The sequence below is a fragment of the Klebsiella sp. GW_Kp182 genome (assembly GCF_040062275.1).
Classification (GTDB): domain Bacteria; phylum Pseudomonadota; class Gammaproteobacteria; order Enterobacterales; family Enterobacteriaceae; genus Klebsiella; species Klebsiella michiganensis.
Genome location: NZ_JBEAFQ010000042.1, coordinates 51816 through 70665, shown reverse-complemented (window position 1 = coordinate 70665; position 18850 = coordinate 51816). Strand labels below are relative to the sequence as shown.

Here is an 18850-nt window from a genome sequence, read left to right as displayed (position 1 = left end):
AAGACGAACGCCAGCGTTGACGCGGTTTGAAGGATGAAGTGTAAAAGTTGAGGCTTGCCGACTTCGGCAGGCGGTCCCTTAAGGAGAGGACAATGGTTGCGGTAAGAAGTGCACATTTAAATAAAGCTGGTGAATTTGACCCGAAGAAATGGATCGCGAGTCTGGGAATTTCCAGCCAGCAGTCGTGTGAACGCTTAGCCGAAACCTGGGATTATTGTCGAGAGAAAACGCAGGGGCATCCGCAGGCCGATCTCCTGCTATGGCGCGGCGTGGAGATGGTGGAAATTCTCTCCATGTTGAGCATGGATATCGATACGCTGCGTGCGGCGATGCTTTTCCCGCTGGCGGACGGCAACGTCGTCAGCGAAGAGATCATGCAGGAGAGCGTCGGGAAATCGGTCGTCACCCTGATCCACGGCGTGCGGGACATGGCCGCGATACGCCAGCTTAAAGCCACCCATACGGATTCGGTCTCCTCTGAACAGGTGGACAACATTCGCCGCATGCTGCTGGCGATGGTCGATGACTTCCGCTGCGTGGTGATTAAAATCGCCGAGCGTATCGCCCATCTGCGTGAAGTGAAAGATGCGCCGGAAGATGAGCGCGTACTGGCGGCAAAAGAGTGTACCAATATTTACGCGCCGCTGGCCAACCGCCTGGGGATCGGCCAGCTGAAGTGGGAGCTCGAAGATTACTGCTTCCGCTATCTGCATCCGGCGGAATATAAGCGAATCGCTAAGCTGTTACACGAGCGGCGCATCGATCGTGAACATTATATTGATGAATTCGTCAGCCATTTACGCACGGAAATGAAAACTGAGGGCGTCAAGGCTGAGGTCTACGGGCGTCCCAAGCATATCTACAGCATCTGGCGCAAAATGCAGAAAAAACATCTCGCCTTCGACGAGCTGTTTGACGTGCGGGCGGTGCGTATTGTCGCCGAGCGCCTGCAGGACTGCTATGCCGCGCTGGGGATCGTGCATACTCATTACCGCCATCTGCCGGATGAGTTCGATGATTACGTCGCCAATCCCAAGCCTAATGGCTACCAGTCAATTCATACCGTTGTGCTTGGCCCCGGCGGAAAAACCATTGAAATTCAGATCCGTACCCGCCAGATGCATGAAGATGCCGAGCTGGGCGTGGCCGCGCACTGGAAGTATAAAGAGGGCGCCAGCGCAGCGGCCAGCGGCGGGCGCGGCTATGAAGATCGCATTGCCTGGCTGCGTAAACTGATCGCCTGGCAGGAAGAGATGGCCGATTCCGGCGAGATGCTGGATGAGGTGCGTAGCCAGGTCTTTGATGACCGGGTTTATGTCTTTACACCGAAGGGCGACGTGGTGGATTTGCCTTCGGGTTCGACGCCGCTCGATTTTGCCTACCATATACACAGCGATGTCGGCCACCGCTGCATCGGGGCGAAAATCGGCGGGCGTATTGTGCCGTTCACCTATCAGCTGCAGATGGGCGACCAGATTGAAATCATCACCCAGAAGCAGCCCAACCCCAGCCGCGACTGGCTGAACCCGAACCTTGGCTACGTCACCACCAGCCGCGGGCGTTCCAAAATTCACGCCTGGTTCCGCAAGCAGGATCGCGACAAGAATATTCTTGCCGGGCGACAGATCCTTGATGATGAGCTCGAGCATCTCGGCATCAGCCTGAAGGACGCGGAAAAGCATCTGTTGCCGCGCTACAACTTTAACGAGCAGGACGAACTGCTGGCGGCGATTGGCGGGGGCGATATTCGCCTCAACCAGATGGTTAATTTCCTGCAGGCGCAGTTTAATAAACCCAGCGCGGCGGAGCAGGATGCGGCGGCGTTAAAGCAGCTGCAGCAGAAAACTCACGCTCCGCAGAATCGCAGCAAAGACAATGGTCGCGTGGTGGTGGAGGGTGTCGGCAATCTGATGCACCACATTGCGCGCTGCTGCCAGCCGATTCCCGGCGACGAGATCGTGGGCTTTATCACCCAGGGCCGCGGGATCTCGGTGCACCGCGCGGATTGCGATCAGCTCGCGGAGCTACAGTCTCATGCTCCCGAGCGCATCGTTGACGCGGTGTGGGGAGAGAGCTACTCGGCGGGCTACTCGCTGGTGGTGCGCGTCCAGGCCAACGATCGTAGCGGCCTGCTGCGCGACATCACCACCATTCTCGCCAATGAGAAGGTCAACGTGCTGGGCGTTGCCAGCCGCAGCGATACTAAACAGCAGATGGCGACGATCGATATGACCATTGAGATCTACAACCTGCAGGTGCTGGGGCGCGTACTGGCGAAGCTGAATCAGGTACCTGACGTCATCGACGCCCGTCGTCTGCACGGCGGATAAACTCCCACGCTTATGTCAGCCGGGTCAGGCGCTACCGCCACCCGGCATTTTTTTATCAGGACAGACTTATGACTCAAATCGAACGCCTGCTCGGCATTATGCGGCGTCTGCGCGATCCGGAAAACGGCTGCCCGTGGGACAAAGAGCAGACCTTTGCCACCATCGCGCCGTATACCCTTGAAGAAACCTATGAAGTGCTCGACGCTATCGCCCGCGAAGATTTTGACGATCTGCGCGGTGAGCTGGGCGACCTGTTGTTCCAGGTCGTCTTCTACGCTCAGATGGCGCAGGAAGAGGGGCGCTTTGATTTTAACGATATCTGCGCCGCCATCAGCGACAAGCTGGAGCGCCGTCATCCGCATATTTTCGGCGAGGCGAGCGCCGGTAGCAGCAGCGAAGTGCTGGCCCGCTGGGAACAGATCAAAAGCGCTGAGCGAGCGGAAAAGTCCCAGCACTCCGCGCTGGACGACATCCCGCATAGCCTTCCGGCGCTGATGCGCGCGCATAAAATCCAGAAACGCTGCTCGGCGGTAGGCTTTGACTGGACCTCTCTGGGGCCGGTGCTGGATAAAGTGCACGAAGAAATAGATGAAGTGATGCACGAAGCGCAGCAGGCCGTGGTGGATGAAGCTAAACTGGAGGAGGAAGTGGGCGACCTGCTGTTTGCGACGGTCAATTTATCCCGCCATTTAGGGGTAAAAGCCGAAGTTGCGCTGCAAAAAGCCAACCTGAAGTTTGAGCGCAGGTTCCGCGAAGTTGAGCGGATTGTCGCCGCGCGCGGCCTGGAAATGACCGGCGTTGACCTCGATACCATGGAGCTGGTGTGGCAGGAAGTAAAACGCCAGGAAACTGATCTCTAAAGAGTTTTCGTGATCAAGCGCTATTTGTGTGATTTTTTAAATAACAAGCGCTTGATTTACGTCAAAAACATTTCGCCAAAAGCGGCTATTTTCTCACTCCCTGCGTTTGTGTGGGCCTGATGAAAAGGAGGGATAATGAAAGTTTGTGGCGTCAGTCATGATCGGGTATACTGCTTTCCCGTCCTGGTTATTCCATCGTCTTTTAAACCTAACTTCTCAGGTTCAGCATGACAACGAACTATATTTTTGTGACCGGCGGGGTCGTATCCTCTCTGGGTAAAGGCATTGCCGCAGCTTCCCTCGCAGCCATTCTCGAAGCCCGCGGGCTTAACGTGACCATGATGAAACTGGATCCGTACATCAACGTCGATCCGGGCACCATGAGCCCAATCCAACACGGGGAAGTGTTCGTTACTGAAGACGGCGCTGAAACCGATCTGGACCTGGGTCACTACGAGCGTTTCATTCGCACCAAGATGACCCGTCGCAACAACTTCACCACGGGTCGTATTTACTCTGACGTCCTGCGCAAAGAGCGTCGCGGCGACTATCTGGGTGCCACCGTTCAGGTTATTCCGCACATCACCAACGCGATCAAAGAGCGCGTGCTGGCCGGCGGTGAAGGCCATGATGTGGTGCTGGTTGAAATCGGCGGCACCGTTGGCGATATTGAATCGCTGCCGTTCCTTGAAGCGATTCGCCAGCTGGCGGTGGATATCGGTCGTGAAAACGCGCTGTTTATGCACCTGACCCTGGTGCCGTATATGGCCGCCGCGGGTGAAGTCAAAACCAAGCCGACCCAGCACTCCGTTAAAGAACTGCTCTCCATCGGTATTCAGCCTGATATTCTGGTCTGCCGCTCCGATCGCGCTATTCCGGCGAACGAACGTGCCAAAATTGCATTGTTCTGCAATGTCCCGGAAAAAGCCGTTATTTCGATGAAAGATGTCGATTCCATTTATAAAATCCCGGGCCTGTTGAAATCTCAGGGGCTGGACGATTATATTTGTAAACGATTCAGCTTAAACTGTCCGGAAGCGAACCTGGCCGAATGGGAACAGGTTATCTACGAAGAAGCGAACCCGGCAGGTGAAGTCACCATTGGTATGGTCGGCAAGTACATTGAACTGCCGGACGCCTACAAATCGGTGATTGAAGCGCTGAAACACGGCGGTCTGAAAAATCGCGTCACCGTCAACATCAAGCTGATTGATTCGCAGGATGTGGAAACGCGCGGCGTCGAAATTCTGAAGAATTTAGACGCTATCCTCATTCCTGGTGGCTTCGGCTATCGCGGGGTTGAAGGTAAGATTGCCACCGCGCGCTACGCGCGTGAAAACAACATTCCATACCTGGGCATTTGCCTGGGGATGCAGGTTGCGCTGATTGAGTTCGCGCGCAACGTAGCGGGGATGGAAAACGCCAACTCAACGGAATTTGTGCCAGACTGTAAGTACCCGGTCGTGGCCCTGATTACCGAATGGCGTGATGAAGACGGTAATGTCGAAGTCCGCTCTGATAAGAGCGATCTCGGCGGCACGATGCGCCTCGGCGCGCAGCAGTGCCAGCTGGCTGAAGATAGCCTGGTGCGCCAGCTGTACGGCGAGCCAACCATTACCGAACGCCATCGTCACCGCTACGAAGTCAACAATATGTTGCTGAAGCCGATTGAAAATGCGGGCCTGCGTATTGCGGGCCGTTCCGGGGATGATCAGTTGGTCGAGATCATCGAGGTGCCTAACCATCCGTGGTTCGTCGCCTGTCAGTTCCATCCGGAGTTTACTTCGACGCCGCGTGATGGCCATCCGCTGTTTGCTGGCTTTGTGAAGGCCGCAGGCGAGTACCAGAAGCGTCAGGCGAAGTAAAAGAGTTAGAACGGCAATGCACCCATCCGGGTGCATTGTTTGTCTGGAGTTTTAGTTTAACTTGTACTGAGGAAAACCTAATGTCCAAAATCGTTAAAGTCATCGGTCGTGAAATCATCGACTCCCGTGGTAACCCGACTGTTGAAGCCGAAGTACACCTGGAAGGTGGTTTCGTCGGTATGGCAGCTGCTCCGTCAGGTGCTTCTACTGGCTCCCGCGAAGCGCTGGAACTGCGCGATGGCGACAAATCCCGTTTCATGGGTAAAGGCGTACTGAAAGCTGTTGGCGCGGTTAACGGCCCGATCGCTCAGGCAATCCTTGGCAAAGATGCCAAAGATCAGGCTGGCATCGACAAAATCATGATCGACCTGGACGGTACTGAAAACAAATCTAACTTCGGTGCGAACGCTATCCTGGCCGTTTCTCTGGCTAACGCCAAAGCTGCCGCTGCTTCTAAAGGTCAGCCGCTGTACGAGCACATCGCTGAGCTGAACGGCACTCCGGGCAAATACTCCATGCCGGTTCCGATGATGAACATCATCAACGGCGGCGAGCACGCTGACAACAACGTCGACATCCAGGAATTTATGATTCAGCCGGTTGGCGCTAAATCCCTGAAAGAAGCCGTACGTATGGGTTCTGAAGTGTTCCACAACCTGGCTAAAGTTCTGAAAGCCAAAGGTATGAACACCGCTGTTGGTGACGAAGGCGGCTACGCGCCGAACCTGGGCTCCAACGCTGAAGCGCTGGCTGTTATCGCTGAAGCGGTTAAAGCTGCTGGCTACGAGCTGGGCAAAGACATCACTCTGGCGATGGACTGCGCGGCTTCTGAATTCTACAAAGACGGTAAATACGTTCTGGCCGGCGAAGGCAACAAAGCGTTCACCTCTGAAGAATTCACCCACTTCCTGGAAGAGCTGACCAAACAGTACCCGATCGTCTCCATCGAAGATGGCCTGGACGAATCTGACTGGGACGGTTTCGCATATCAGACTAAAGTACTGGGCGACAAAATCCAGCTGGTTGGTGACGATCTGTTCGTAACCAACACCAAGATCCTGAAAGAAGGCATCGAGAAAGGCATCGTTAACTCCATCCTGATCAAATTCAACCAGATCGGTTCTCTGACCGAAACTCTTGCTGCGATCAAAATGGCGAAAGACGCTGGCTACACTGCCGTTATCTCTCACCGTTCTGGCGAAACTGAAGACGCGACCATCGCTGACCTGGCTGTGGGTACCGCTGCAGGCCAGATCAAAACTGGTTCTATGAGCCGTTCTGACCGCGTTGCTAAATACAACCAGCTGATTCGTATCGAAGAAGCGCTGGGCGAAAAAGCACCGTACAACGGTCGTAAAGAGATCAAAGGTCAGGCATAAGCCTGTCTTTATCTGATATGAAAAAGCCAGCCTTCGGGCTGGCTTTTTTTATACCTGCAAAAGCGGCTACTTAAAATCTACCGCCATTTGCTGCGGGATAGAAAGCCCGCGCGTGGTCTGTACGCAGCGGTCAATGTAATCGGTAAAGCGCGGCGGTTTTGGCATACCCATGCTGAGCAGCTTGTCGTTGCTGAATCGTACGTTAAGCGTGGCGAAGGCGCCGTACAGGCGCATGGCTTTTAGCATCAGCCGTTCGTTGCAGGGGCCAAAAATAGCCTTCAGCTCACGGCGCATTTTGACCAGCGTTTCATAGCTGACCTGCGCGTATTTATCGCCGACCGGCGCCTGCTCGAGGGCGGAGGCCATCGCGTTATCGATATCCGCAAACCTTACGCTGTTTTCCTCTCCCGCTGAAATATGCACCACCTCTCCGCGCGCCAGCGGGCTGGTAAGCAGCATCAGCAGCGCATCGGCGCAGTAATCGACGGGGATCACATCGATGCGGTCTTCCATCGAACACATAAATTTTTGCAGCATCAGCCCCATGCTGAACACCCAGAAGATGCTGCTGGAGGGCTGACAGCCGTGATGAGTGTGGCCAACAACAATAGAGGGACGGGCGATCGCCAGCGGTAGCGTTGGGCACTCCTGCCGCATGAGACGCTCAATTGTTGATTTAGAGTGGGTGTATTCGACCAGATGCTCGGCGCGTTCACGAAACGCCGTGCTTTCCGCTACCAGCGAATCGGGGTCCGGCGAGCAGGACATCGCGGTACCCACGTGCAGAAAGCGCTCAAGGCCGCCGACCTGAGCCATCCGCCGGGCAAACTGCAGCGTACCTTCGACGTTGACCTTCCAGATAAGCGGATTGTTACCAAATGAGGCGACGGCGGCGCAGTTGAGCACGTAGGTCACCTGATTCAGGCGCGGGTCGTCGAGAAAGGGCTGCGGATTGGCCAGATCCCCCAGCAGAATGTTGCCGGGCGTCAGGGCCGTTAATCTCTCTTCGCTAATATTGAATTTTCGCAGGTTTTCCTTTACCCGTTCTACGGCAGCTACACTATTATCTGCACGAACTAACAGTAATAGATTAGGCGCATTCTTTTTATTCAGAATGCTTTCTAACACTGCTCCACCGAGAAAACCGGTCGCGCCAGTAATTAATAATGTATTCATGAATGCAGTCTCATTATGGTTGGTTGACTGGATTCTAGGCGCGGAAAATTAAACGGATATTAAATGGAAAATGACCATAAGGTGCGGTTTATTAAGGTTATTTTAAGATAATTTGGCGTCGTGGATCGAATTTGACCCTAAGCTATGACAATAAATTCATTATTTCGTGTATCCATTTGTACATCGTTGAAATTTATTATTTTTAAGTTTGTTATTTTATTTTTGGCTTTCAAAATCATACATGTTTTGTTACACCAAAAATTTTAGCCGTGCTGCTTAATAGTCGCCTGATGATTATCAGACTAATTAAATTAGCCGGTGTGGGATAATGGAATCGGCCAGCTGCCGGAGGTTTATTATTAAGGTTTAGGTTTTACCCACCACGCGGCGCAGCGCGGGACAAGATCTGCGCGGGCAAATCTGCGATAATGCGCGCTCACAACCCTAAGCAGAGATGATTATGCAGTACCCGATTAACGAGATGTTCCAGACCTTGCAAGGCGAAGGTTACTTCACCGGCGTTCCCGCCATTTTTATTCGTTTACAGGGATGCCCGGTTGGTTGCGCCTGGTGCGATACCAAACATACCTGGGATAAGCTTGCCGATCGGGAAGTGTCGCTGTTCAGCATTCTGGCAAAAACCAAAGAGAGCGATAAATGGGGCCCGGCGAGCAGCGAAGATCTGCTGGCTATCATCGGGCGTCAGGGCTGGACGGCCCGCCACGTGGTTATTACCGGCGGCGAGCCATGCATTCATGATTTAACGCCGTTAACCTCTTTACTGGAGCAAAACGGATTTAGCTGCCAGATTGAAACCAGCGGCACCCATGAAGTGCGCTGCACGCCGCATACCTGGGTGACGGTGTCGCCAAAGGTGAACATGCGCGGCGGCTATGACGTACTCTCTCAGGCGCTACAGCGGGCTGATGAAATTAAACATCCGGTTGGACGCGTGCGCGATATCGAAGCGCTGGATGAGCTGCTGGCAACGCTGGCCGATGAAAAGCCGCGTATTATCGCGCTTCAGCCGATTAGCCAGAAAGATGACGCGACGCGCCTGTGCATCGAAACCTGTATCGCCCGCAACTGGCGCTTATCGATGCAGACGCACAAGTACCTCAATATCGCGTGATATAAAAAAACCCTGATAGCGCAGGGCTATCAGGGTCTTATTCAGCTAAAGGCACTATCACTCGCCGCGATAGACGCAGCCCGCGGTACAGGTTTCTTTGATCATCACCGCGCTCAGCAGCGGTACCCGCGGTTTCATCTGCTCCCAGATCCATTTTGCCAGCACTTCGCTGGTCGGATTGGACAGCCCGGGAATATCGTTCAGGTAGTAATGGTCGAGGCGATCGTAGATGGGTTTAAACGCGGCCTTCAGCTCGGCAAAATCCATGATCCACCCGGTATGGGGATCGACTTCACCGGTAATCTCCAGGCGCACCATAAAAGAGTGGCCGTGCAGGCGACCGCACTTATGACCTTCCGGCACGTGCGGCAGGTGGTGAGCGGCTTCGAAGGTGAAATCTTTAAACAGCGTGGTGGACATCTTTTCTTCTCAATATGGCAAAAAACCGCCGTAGGGTACCGGAAAGCACATTTTTTCGCATTAACTAAAACGGCCCTGAGCGGAAAATAGCCACATTCATCCAGCCTGTTCAAATTAATTGCCTATATTTCATGGGCTTATTTAATCGATTTTGTTGTTAATAACTATAACTAAAACAGGTTAGTCCATTTGGTTATTTGTTATTTCCATCCTTTATTTAGTTGTTACTATTTGCACCGTTAACCTACTCACTCGTCATACTTCGAGCCGCATGTGCGTTGGCAATAACTCGGCCCAGCCTTGGGCTTTGCCCTGATGGGCGCCGTGTCGCTGCCTGCAACTCGAATTATTTAGAGTGAATACATTTTCTTCTGTTTATCACGCTGACAGGGCGTGAATCACAGCTTTGCTTACTGGAACATAACAACGCATGACGACACAGGCCCCACCTTCCAATTTGCTACCGCTGAGTCCGGAGCAAATGGCGCGCCTTCAGGCGGCCACGACTGACTTCACGCCCACCCAGCTGGCCTGGGTTTCCGGCTATTTTTGGGGGGTGCTGAACCAGCAGCCCGGCGCGGCGGTTGTTGCGCCAGCCCAGGCGGCTGAAGTGCCGTCCATTACCCTGATTTCGGCATCGCAAACCGGCAACGCCCGCCGCGTCGCTGAAGCGCTGCGCGACGATCTGCAGGCCGCGCAGCTGAACGTGAAGCTGGTCAACGCAGGCGACTATAAATTCAAACAAATTGCCTCCGAAAAACTGCTGGTCGTGGTGACGTCAACGCAGGGGGAAGGTGAGCCGCCGGAAGAAGCCGTCGCGCTGCATAAGTTCCTGTTCTCGAAGAAAGCGCCGAAGCTGACCGATACCGCATTTGCCGTGTTTGGCCTCGGCGATACTTCCTATGAATTCTTCTGCCAGTCCGGCAAAGATTTTGATAACAAGCTGGCCGAACTGGGCGGCGAACGCCTGCTCGACCGGGTTGATGCTGATGTAGAGTATCAGGCCGCCGCCGCCGAATGGCGCGCTCGGGTGGTTGAGGTGCTGAAAGCGCGCGCCCCTGCCGCCGCCCCGTCTCAGCTGATTGCCAGCGGGTCGGTGAACGAGATCCACACCAGCCCCTATACCAAAGAAGCGCCGCTGACCGCGACGCTGGCGGTGAATCAAAAAATTACCGGTCGCGATTCTGAAAAAGATGTGCGCCATATTGAAATCGACCTCGGCGACTCCGGCCTGCGCTATCAGCCGGGCGATGCGCTGGGCGTCTGGTACCAGAACGATCCGGCTCTGGTGAAAGAGCTGGTAGAGCTGCTGTGGCTGACGGGCGAGGAGCCGGTCACGGTTGACGGCAAAACGCTGCCGCTCGCCGAAGCGCTGGAGTGGCACTTCGAGCTGACGGTCAACACCGGTAACATCGTGGAAAATTATGCCACCTTAACCCGCAGCGAATCCCTGCTGCCGCTGGTGGGCGATAAGGCACAGCTCCAGCATTACGCCGCGACCACGCCGATTGTCGATATGGTGCGTTTCTCCCCGGCGCAGCTGGATGCCCAGGCGCTGGTCGACCTGCTGCGCCCGCTGACGCCGCGACTGTACTCGATCGCTTCTTCGCAGGCGGAAGTGGAAAGCGAAGTTCACGTCACCGTTGGCGTGGTGCGTTATGACATCGAAGGCCGCGCTCGGGCCGGCGGCGCTTCCAGCTTCCTGGCTGACCGCGTCGAAGAAGATGGCGAAGTGCGCATCTTTATCGAGCATAACGATAACTTCCGTCTGCCTGCCAACCCGCAGACGCCGGTGATCATGATTGGCCCCGGCACCGGCATCGCGCCGTTCCGCGCTTTTATGCAGCAGCGCGCGGCGGAAGGCGCGGAAGGGAAGAACTGGCTGTTCTTCGGCAACCCGCACTTTACCGAAGATTTCCTTTATCAGGTGGAGTGGCAAAGCTACGTCAAAGAAGGCCTGCTGAGCCGCATCGACCTGGCCTGGTCCCGCGATCAACAACAAAAAGTCTACGTTCAGGACAAGCTGCGCGAGCAGGGGGCCGAACTGTGGCGCTGGATTAACGACGGCGCCCATATTTATGTCTGCGGCGATGCCAATCGTATGGCAAAAGACGTTGAGCAGACGTTGCTGGAAGTGATTGCCGAATACGGCGCGATGGACGCCGAAGCGGCGGACGAATTTTTAAGTGAGCTGCGCGTTGAGCGCCGTTATCAGCGAGATGTCTACTAATGAGCGAAAAACATCCAGGCCCGCTGGTGGTCGAAGGTAAACTGACTGACGCCGAGCGCATGAAGCTCGAAAGCAACTACCTGCGCGGCACCATTGCGGAAGATTTGAACGACGGCCTGACCGGCGGTTTTAAAGGCGATAACTTTCTGCTGATCCGTTTTCACGGTATGTACCAGCAGGATGACCGCGATATCCGCGCCGAGCGCGCGGCGCAGAAGCTGGAGCCGCGTCACGCGATGCTGCTGCGCTGCCGCCTGCCGGGCGGGGTGATCACCACCAAACAGTGGCAGGCGATCGATAAATTCGCCGCCGATAACACCATCTACGGCAGTATCCGTCTGACCAACCGTCAGACCTTCCAGTTCCACGGCATTCTGAAGAAGAACGTCAAGCCGGTGCACCAGATGCTGCATTCGGTCGGGCTGGACGCGTTGGCCACCGCCAACGATATGAACCGTAACGTGCTGTGTACCTCTAACCCGTACGAGTCCCAGCTGCATACTGAAGCCTACGAATGGGCGAAGAAGATCTCCGAGCACCTGCTGCCGCGCACGCGCGCCTACGCCGAGATCTGGCTGGATCAGAAGAAAGTCGCCACCACCGATGAAGAGCCGATCCTCGGTCAGACCTATCTGCCGCGTAAGTTCAAAACGACCGTGGTGATCCCGCCGCAGAACGATATCGATCTGCACGCGAACGATATGAACTTCGTGGCCATCGCCGAAAACGGCAAGCTGGTTGGCTTCAACCTGCTGGTCGGCGGCGGTTTATCGATTGAGCACGGCAATAAGAAAACCTACGCCCGTACGGCGAGCGAGTTTGGCTATCTGCCGCTAGAGCACACTCTGGCGGTGGCGGAAGCGGTGGTCACGACCCAGCGCGACTGGGGTAACCGTACCGATCGTAAAAATGCGAAAACCAAATACACCCTCGAACGCGTTGGCGTTGAGACCTTTAAGGCGGAAGTGGAACGTCGGGCGGGCATCAAGTTTGAGCCGATCCGTCCGTACGAGTTCACCGGCCGCGGCGATCGTATCGGCTGGGTGAAGGGTATCGACAATAACTGGCATCTGACGCTGTTTATTGAAAATGGCCGTATCCTTGATTATCCGGGTCGCCCGCTGAAAACCGGCCTGCTGAAGATTGCGAAGATCCACAAAGGCGAATTCCGCATTACGGCGAACCAGAACCTGATTATTGCCAGCGTACCGGAAGATCAGAAGGCGAAGATCGAGAAGCTGGCCCGCGATCACGGCCTGATGAACGCCGTCACGCCGCAGCGCGAAAACTCTATGGCCTGCGTGTCGTTCCCGACCTGCCCGCTGGCGATGGCGGAAGCCGAGCGTTTCCTCCCGTCGTTTATCGATAAAGTCGAGGCGGTGATGAGCAAACATGGCGTTGGCGACGAGCATATCGTTACCCGCGTTACCGGCTGCCCGAACGGTTGCGGCCGCGCGATGCTGGCGGAAGTGGGGCTGGTCGGTAAAGCGCCGGGCCGCTATAACCTGCACCTTGGCGGCAACCGCAGCGGGACGCGTATTCCACGTATGTATCGGGAAAACATTACCGAGTCGGAAATTCTCGATTCGATCGACGAACTGGTAGGGCGCTGGGCGAAAGAGCGCGAAGCGGGTGAAGGCTTCGGCGACTTTACGGTGCGTGCGGGCATCATTCGCCCGGTGCTCGACCCAGCCCGTGATTTCTGGGAATAACATCCAGGTGCCCGGTGGCGAGCAGCGATCCGGGCCTGTGGGTTTTGTAGGCCGGGCAAACGCAGTACCGCCCGGCGAAACAGGCAAGCGAGGTTCTTATGTCCGTACTCGATCTAAACGCGCTGAACGCATTACCGAAGGTCGATCGTGTTTTGCAGCTGGCGGAAACCAATAGCCAGCTGGAAAAGCTGAGCGCGGAAGCGCGCGTCGCGTGGGCGCTGGAAAACCTGCCGGGCGAATATGTGCTCTCTTCGAGCTTTGGTATTCAGGCGGCGGTGAGCCTGCATCTGGTCAATCAGGTGCGCCCGGATATTCCGGTCATTCTGACCGATACCGGCTATCTGTTCCCGGAAACCTACCAGTTTATCGACGAGTTAACGGACAAACTCAATCTGAACCTGAAGATCTATCGGGCGAAGGAGAGCGCCGCCTGGCAGGAGGCGCGCTACGGTAAGCTGTGGGAGCAGGGCGTTGAGGGTATTGAAAAGTACAATGATATTAACAAGGTCGAGCCGATGAACCGGGCGCTGGAAGAGCTGAATGCGCAAACCTGGTTTGCGGGCCTGCGCCGCGAGCAGTCCGGCAGCCGCGCCCACCTGCCGGTGCTGGCGATCCAGCGCGGCGTGTTTAAGGTGCTGCCGATCATCGACTGGGATAATCGTACCGTCTATCAGTATCTGCAAAAGCACGGCCTGAAGTATCACCCGCTGTGGGATCAGGGCTATTTGTCTGTGGGGGATACCCACACCACCCGCAAATGGGAGCCGGGGATGGCGGAGGAAGAAACGCGCTTCTTTGGTCTGAAAAGAGAGTGCGGGCTGCACGAAGGCTAATGTAGCCCTGTGGGATTTCCACAACATCCGGCTAAAACAGCAGAACCCTTTTTTGACCTGGTAAGCCATATTGGCGACGATTTTACAGTAAAAAGGGTATCTGCTATCTAATTCTTCCGGCTTCAGCACACTGTTGTCATGGTGAAGCCTGGCGCTATGGCCATTCACCAGAATATAACCGCTGACTTGTCGCCGGGCCTCGTCCTTGTCTGCGTGGAAGGCTGAAAGATGGGCTGCCGGGATTTGCCTCGATTTTCAGCCTCCCGGCCTCATGGATTTTTCTGCAACTACAAATCTGCTTTGACAAAATCTCCATCGATCATGAACTATTATTCCTGGTCTTTTAAACTATACCCATTAAGAATATAAGTGATTTATGTTTCATTACGATATAATCTCATAATTATCCGTTGTGATTGAGGTTCTCGTTTTTACCTTGCTTGACACAGGCCACAAATTGTATTTATATTTTTGAGTCAGGGCGAATGCAGAAAGAATATATTCGGATTTTCTCTCATCATTCGAATACCCCAATATTTTCTGAACGCCTCGATTTCCCCACCTTTTACTGGCTGTTGCTGGGGAGTTTTTTCTTAAATAAAGCGCAAGGTAGCGTCATGTCATTAGAAAAGGAAATAGTACCTAAAGGTGATTATCATTCTTCCCTGGAAGTTATAATCGAAAATTGTTACGCCGCAAGTACCGGTAAGCTCGTTGTCTATCTCGAAGGTGGTCATTTCAATCGACAATTTGGCGCAGACGAGTTTGCGCTTAACACGCTATCTGATGCCGTTGCTTTCGGAAAAAAACTTATCAGTAAATATCAAAAAAATATCAAACTCGTTTACGGTATTCTGGTAGACGATCTCGGGATTGCCTGTTCTGAAGATAGCTGTACTCTCCCTCAACTCGAAAAGATACCAGAACCGCAAGCGGCTGGAGAACTTCCTGAGGAAATTGAATTTTTTATCCAAAAAAATACTCTCATCAAACGCGATAAATTAATGGTTTTTTCCGAGCGAACCAGTAAAAATCGGTCCATCGAAACTATAAAAAAGAAACTCAAGGACAATACGGAAGGATTATTGATTACTGAAAATGGATCTCATGCTGAAATAAAGTTATCAGTCCCTGATGTCATTCCTTTTGTCTTAGCAAGAAAAAATGGTGACGTTTTTACTGCTAAATGTCCAGCTATCATTTTCCAACACTATAAAGATATACTTTTCAAACTGAAACAGCGCTTTACAGAATCCCGTGACTTTGTGATCATCGACTGGTCTGATTTTTCAGATCACAATAAGGTGGTACAAGGCCGCACCGCATTAACTGTTATGCAAAAACCTCAAAATCATAATCTCACCATCGCTAATATATTTTTTGGCGATGATGAAGGCCACATCGCTAAAATGGAATACAGTGCCGTATCGTCTATAAAAGCAGACCCTATGGCTGTCTAACAGGAAGTGGATATAAACATGATTTATCTGGATAATAACGCAACAACCATCATGGCTCCTGAAGTCCGCGCTACTGTTATACACTGCTTTGACGAATACTTCGCCAATGCATCTTCTGTCAGTCATTATGAAGGGATCAGAGCGCAAAATTATTTAGAAGAGTGCAGGGCCATTGTGGCACAAATGATTGGGGCCAATGCGGAATTTATCACTTTCAATTCTGGTGCTTCTGAAGCAAATAACACGGTTATTCGAGCAGTGTGTGATTACTTCTTACACACCGGCAACGTTCATATCATTACCAGTTCGATCGAGCACGAATGCCTGCTAAAAGTTTGTGAGTATGTCAGGCGACACGGTGTCGACATTACTTTTCTGCCTGTCGATCGTCTGGGACGCGTCTCCATTGAGGCTCTAAAAGAGGCTATCCGTCCAGAAACTCGACTAATTTCTGTCATGGCAGCGAATAATGAAACTGGTGTTCTACAGCCTCTGGATCAAATTGGAATTATAGCGCGCCAGCACGGTATATTATTCCATAGCGACGCCGCCCAGCTCGTGGGGAAACTCCCCTTCTCGGTGACACAGTCCAGCCCTGATTTTGTCAGTTTTTCAGCTCATAAATTCTATGGCCCCAAAGGCGTCGGCGCACTCTACAGCTCACGGCCTGACATCCTCCGGCACTCGCCACTCATTCATGGAGGAGGTCAGGAGTCAGGCATCCGTAGCGGCACAGTGAATCTTCCTGCTATTGCTGGAATGGCAAAGGCTGCTGAGCTGTTTATCTCCTCATATCCGCAGCGCATTGCGTTTCAAAAAGAGATGAAGAGTTATTTTATCGATCTCCTCGAATCAATAATGCCGGACGTTGTGATAAATGGCTGTAGGACGCAAAGCCTGCCTAATACCGTGAACTTCTCTTTGCCTGGCATTAAGTCCAGTATGCTTCTGAAAAAACTCAAAATGAAAGTTGCGCTCAGTAGTGCCTCAGCCTGTCATTCAACGGAACAAAAACCCAGCCATGTTTTAAGCGCTATGGGGCTGGATGATGCCTTGCTTCAAGGGGCAATTCGCATGAGCTTTAGCCATATGACGGAGCGTGAAGAACTTAAAACAGCAGTGGAGTTGCTTGCCGGTACAGCACAGCGCCTGGGGGGGATTAAATGAAGCCCAGAGTGCCAAAACGCTGGGTTGCCGAGCTATTGCTGGCCGTTGTCGCGGCGGGCTGGGGGATTGGTTTTCCGGTTATGAAAATGGTGGTCAATACCTATCCGGTAATGATGGTGTTAGGGCTACGCTTTCTGCTTTCGGCCTTCTTTTTGCTGCCGTTCAGCTTGAGAGGATTGGGAACATTATCGCGACAAACATTTCTGTCTGGTCTACTACTGGGTCTGCTATTGGGAACTTCATTTGTGTTCCTTATTTATGGTCTTCAGTTAACAACGGCCTCAAATACCGGTTTTCTTGCGGGGCTCAGTGTCATTTGGGTGTTATTGCTCACGGGACCATTGATGGGGAAACGCCCCTCTTTTGACGCGATATTAGCGACATTGTTTGGTCTTGCGGGTTTATATCTGATGGCCGATATCCAGGGATGGCAGCTCCATCTGGGAGATGGGTTGGTCGTTATTGGATCGTTGTTCACCGCCATACATATTATTGCGCTCGATCGTTTCTGCGCGCGTCATAATAATATGACACTAACGTTTTTACAGATCTCTACGATGGCCGTAATCTTTCTGGGACTACAGCACATCAGCGGAGGTGAGATTCTCCCTCGTAACTGGAGTAGCAAGCTTGTCATCGCGTTAGGGATAACGGCAGTCTTTTCTACTGTCATTGCTTTTTGGGTTCAGGCGCATTTCCAGCGGTATTCAACGCCAACGCGAGCCGTTCTGATTTACAATCTGGAGCCGGTGTTTTCCGCACTATTCGCACTCTGGTTATTGCATGAAACGTTTTCCGCCAATGTTATTTTCGGGGGAGGATTGATTCTGATAGGGATGTGCCTTCCGGGTATTCTGAAGATATTTTCGAAGCGCTCTAACGTAAATCCAACGGATCGGTTACGCGGATTGTAGCGGTGTGTTCAGACGGTGCTTGCGCCGTCCAGGCAACAGGACGGTGCCCAGCCAACGGTACAGGAAAACCCCTTTTCCCCGCAGGTTGGCCAGCAAGCTGAATGACTTCTGGCAGTGGAGACGGTGAGAGACATACCGCCTGCTGATTGAGCGAGGATTGTTAAAAAAGCACTCCCGGAGAAGTGCTAGCGGTATTAAAAAATGAAAACGCATCATGGCGACAGTCCTTGTTGCCTGATTTTTATCGTTAGTCTATTTTGAGGCGGGTCTCTTCTCCGCCTTCGCCAGCTCTTTCACCAGCGGTAGCATCACTTTCATCACATCGCGTCCGCGATGCTCAATACGCCCCGGCAGCGCTTTATCAATATACTGTAGGTTATCCAGCTGTACGTCATGCCAGCTCGTGCCCTGCGGGAAGCTGCGTGATTTGCTCCGCTGCTGATAACCGTCTTTCTTACCTAATGACCAGTTGGTCGCTTCCACCGACAGTACCGGGATCCCGGCGCTATCAAAAACGCTGGCGTCGTTGCAGCAGCCGGTGCCTTTCGGGAAGTCCCGGTTCATCCCAGGATTGGTGAAGGCCGCGATGCCGTGGCTACGGGCGATAGCCAGCGCCCGGTCGCGGGTGAGCTTGCGCACCGATGCTGGCGTGCTGCGGCCGCTATTAAAGTACAGCTTATCGCCCACGACCAGGTTATCGAGATTAATCACCAGCAGGGTGTTTTTCTTTTCCGCGTCGCTCATGCGCTTAAGCAGATTCTGCGCACCCAGCCGGCCTTCTTCTTCACCGCTGGTGGCGACGAAGCGAATACCGTAACGGGTAGGAACGTTCTTTAACTGTTCAGCAAGTTCCAGCATGACGCCGAGACCCATCGCGTTGTCGTCTATCCCCTGCAGGGTCAGGCCGCCGAGGTTGTTTTCAACATCTTTATCGCTCTGCGGCGCGTAGGTATCCAGGTGCGCCATGATAATAATCTGCTGGCGAGATTGGCCTTCATGAGCGGCGATCACCGTACTGCCGGTGGCGTTATGCCAGTTTTTACGCTGATTGCTATCGGTATAGACGTAACGGGTATTGAAGCTGCGCACATCGCTCTGGTAGCCCATCTGGGCGAACTGCTGGCGGAGATAATCGGCCGACAGCATCTCGGCCGGCGTGCCGGTCATTCTTCCGGGATAAAAGGTGGCGATATGACGAGCCTGGGCATTGGCAGTTTCGCCCGGGGCGCTGAATGCCGGGGCGGCGGAGAAGACAAAACCTGCGCCCAACGCCAGGGGGAGCAGGCGACGGCACAATGCGGAAAACATAGGGGGTCCTTTAGCACTTAAAACAATTTCACCCGCGTAGTATGAAACTGTGACCGGGGTTAAA

The 18850-nt window shown here is 53.5% G+C and carries 14 protein-coding genes; 11 read left to right on the top strand and 3 right to left on the bottom strand.

Features of this window, described 5'->3' with window-relative positions:
* Positions 1–92 precede the first annotated feature (92 nt).
* From relA to eno, 4 genes are all read left to right on the top strand, one after another.
* Positions 93–2330 (top strand): GTP diphosphokinase, encoded by a 2238-nt coding sequence (gene relA, locus ABLU88_RS18365; RefSeq protein ID WP_004853643.1) that lies wholly within the window; start codon positions 93–95, stop codon positions 2328–2330.
* Positions 2331–2398: 68 nt separating this feature from the next.
* Positions 2399–3190: a nucleoside triphosphate pyrophosphohydrolase gene (gene mazG / locus ABLU88_RS18360; RefSeq protein ID WP_048260291.1), complete on the top strand. Its 792-nt coding sequence runs from the start codon at positions 2399–2401 to the stop codon at positions 3188–3190.
* A gap of 227 nt (positions 3191–3417) precedes the next feature.
* On the top strand, positions 3418–5055 hold the full coding sequence (gene pyrG, locus ABLU88_RS18355; RefSeq protein WP_004105009.1) for a glutamine hydrolyzing CTP synthase: 1638 nt from the start codon (positions 3418–3420) through the stop codon (positions 5053–5055).
* Positions 5056–5135: 80 nt separating this feature from the next.
* On the top strand, positions 5136–6434 hold the full coding sequence (gene eno, locus ABLU88_RS18350) for a phosphopyruvate hydratase (RefSeq protein WP_004124327.1): 1299 nt from the start codon (positions 5136–5138) through the stop codon (positions 6432–6434).
* 66 nt (positions 6435–6500) lie between these two features.
* On the opposite strand, the gene ABLU88_RS18345 is transcribed toward eno, so the two are convergent.
* Positions 6501–7610: an SDR family oxidoreductase gene (locus ABLU88_RS18345; RefSeq protein ID WP_348837508.1), complete on the bottom strand. Its 1110-nt coding sequence runs from the start codon at positions 7608–7610 to the stop codon at positions 6501–6503.
* 460 nt (positions 7611–8070) lie between these two features.
* Here ABLU88_RS18345 and queE point away from each other — a divergent pair, with 460 nt between their 5' ends.
* Positions 8071–8742, top strand: coding sequence for a 7-carboxy-7-deazaguanine synthase QueE (gene queE, locus ABLU88_RS18340; protein WP_004124321.1), 672 nt, complete (start codon positions 8071–8073; stop codon positions 8740–8742).
* A gap of 57 nt (positions 8743–8799) precedes the next feature.
* On the opposite strand, the gene queD is transcribed toward queE, so the two are convergent.
* Positions 8800–9162, bottom strand: coding sequence for a 6-carboxytetrahydropterin synthase QueD (queD, locus tag ABLU88_RS18335; protein ID WP_004853637.1), 363 nt, complete (start codon positions 9160–9162; stop codon positions 8800–8802).
* A 430-nt stretch (positions 9163–9592) separates the two neighbouring features.
* On the opposite strand from queD, the gene cysJ reads away from it, so the two are divergent.
* The 6 genes from cysJ to ABLU88_RS18305 all read left to right on the top strand — a co-directional run bounded on the left by cysJ (position 9593) and on the right by ABLU88_RS18305 (position 17478).
* A complete protein-coding gene (gene cysJ / locus ABLU88_RS18330; protein ID WP_348837505.1) occupies positions 9593–11392 on the top strand; it encodes an NADPH-dependent assimilatory sulfite reductase flavoprotein subunit in 1800 nt (599 codons plus the stop codon).
* Entirely contained in the window at positions 11392–13104 is a 1713-nt protein-coding gene (gene cysI, locus ABLU88_RS18325) for an assimilatory sulfite reductase (NADPH) hemoprotein subunit (protein ID WP_004853633.1), read from the top strand. Before cysJ ends, cysI begins: the two co-directional genes overlap by 1 nt.
* A gap of 98 nt (positions 13105–13202) precedes the next feature.
* A complete protein-coding gene (cysH, locus tag ABLU88_RS18320; RefSeq protein ID WP_014226592.1) occupies positions 13203–13937 on the top strand; it encodes a phosphoadenosine phosphosulfate reductase in 735 nt (244 codons plus the stop codon).
* A gap of 485 nt (positions 13938–14422) precedes the next feature.
* Entirely contained in the window at positions 14423–15397 is a 975-nt protein-coding gene (locus ABLU88_RS18315) for a hypothetical protein (protein WP_348837502.1), read from the top strand.
* Positions 15398–15415: 18 nt separating this feature from the next.
* On the top strand, positions 15416–16564 hold the full coding sequence (locus tag ABLU88_RS18310) for a cysteine desulfurase family protein (protein ID WP_348837500.1): 1149 nt from the start codon (positions 15416–15418) through the stop codon (positions 16562–16564).
* Positions 16561–17478, top strand: coding sequence for a DMT family transporter (locus ABLU88_RS18305; protein WP_048260287.1), 918 nt, complete (start codon positions 16561–16563; stop codon positions 17476–17478). Before ABLU88_RS18310 ends, ABLU88_RS18305 begins: the two co-directional genes overlap by 4 nt.
* Positions 17479–17730: 252 nt before the next feature.
* Here ABLU88_RS18305 and ABLU88_RS18300 read toward each other — a convergent pair whose 3' ends face one another.
* The gene (locus ABLU88_RS18300; RefSeq protein ID WP_025106436.1) at positions 17731–18786 is read right to left on the bottom strand and encodes an aminopeptidase; all 1056 of its coding nucleotides are present in this window, start codon (positions 18784–18786) and stop codon (positions 17731–17733) included.
* Positions 18787–18850 lie beyond the last annotated feature (64 nt).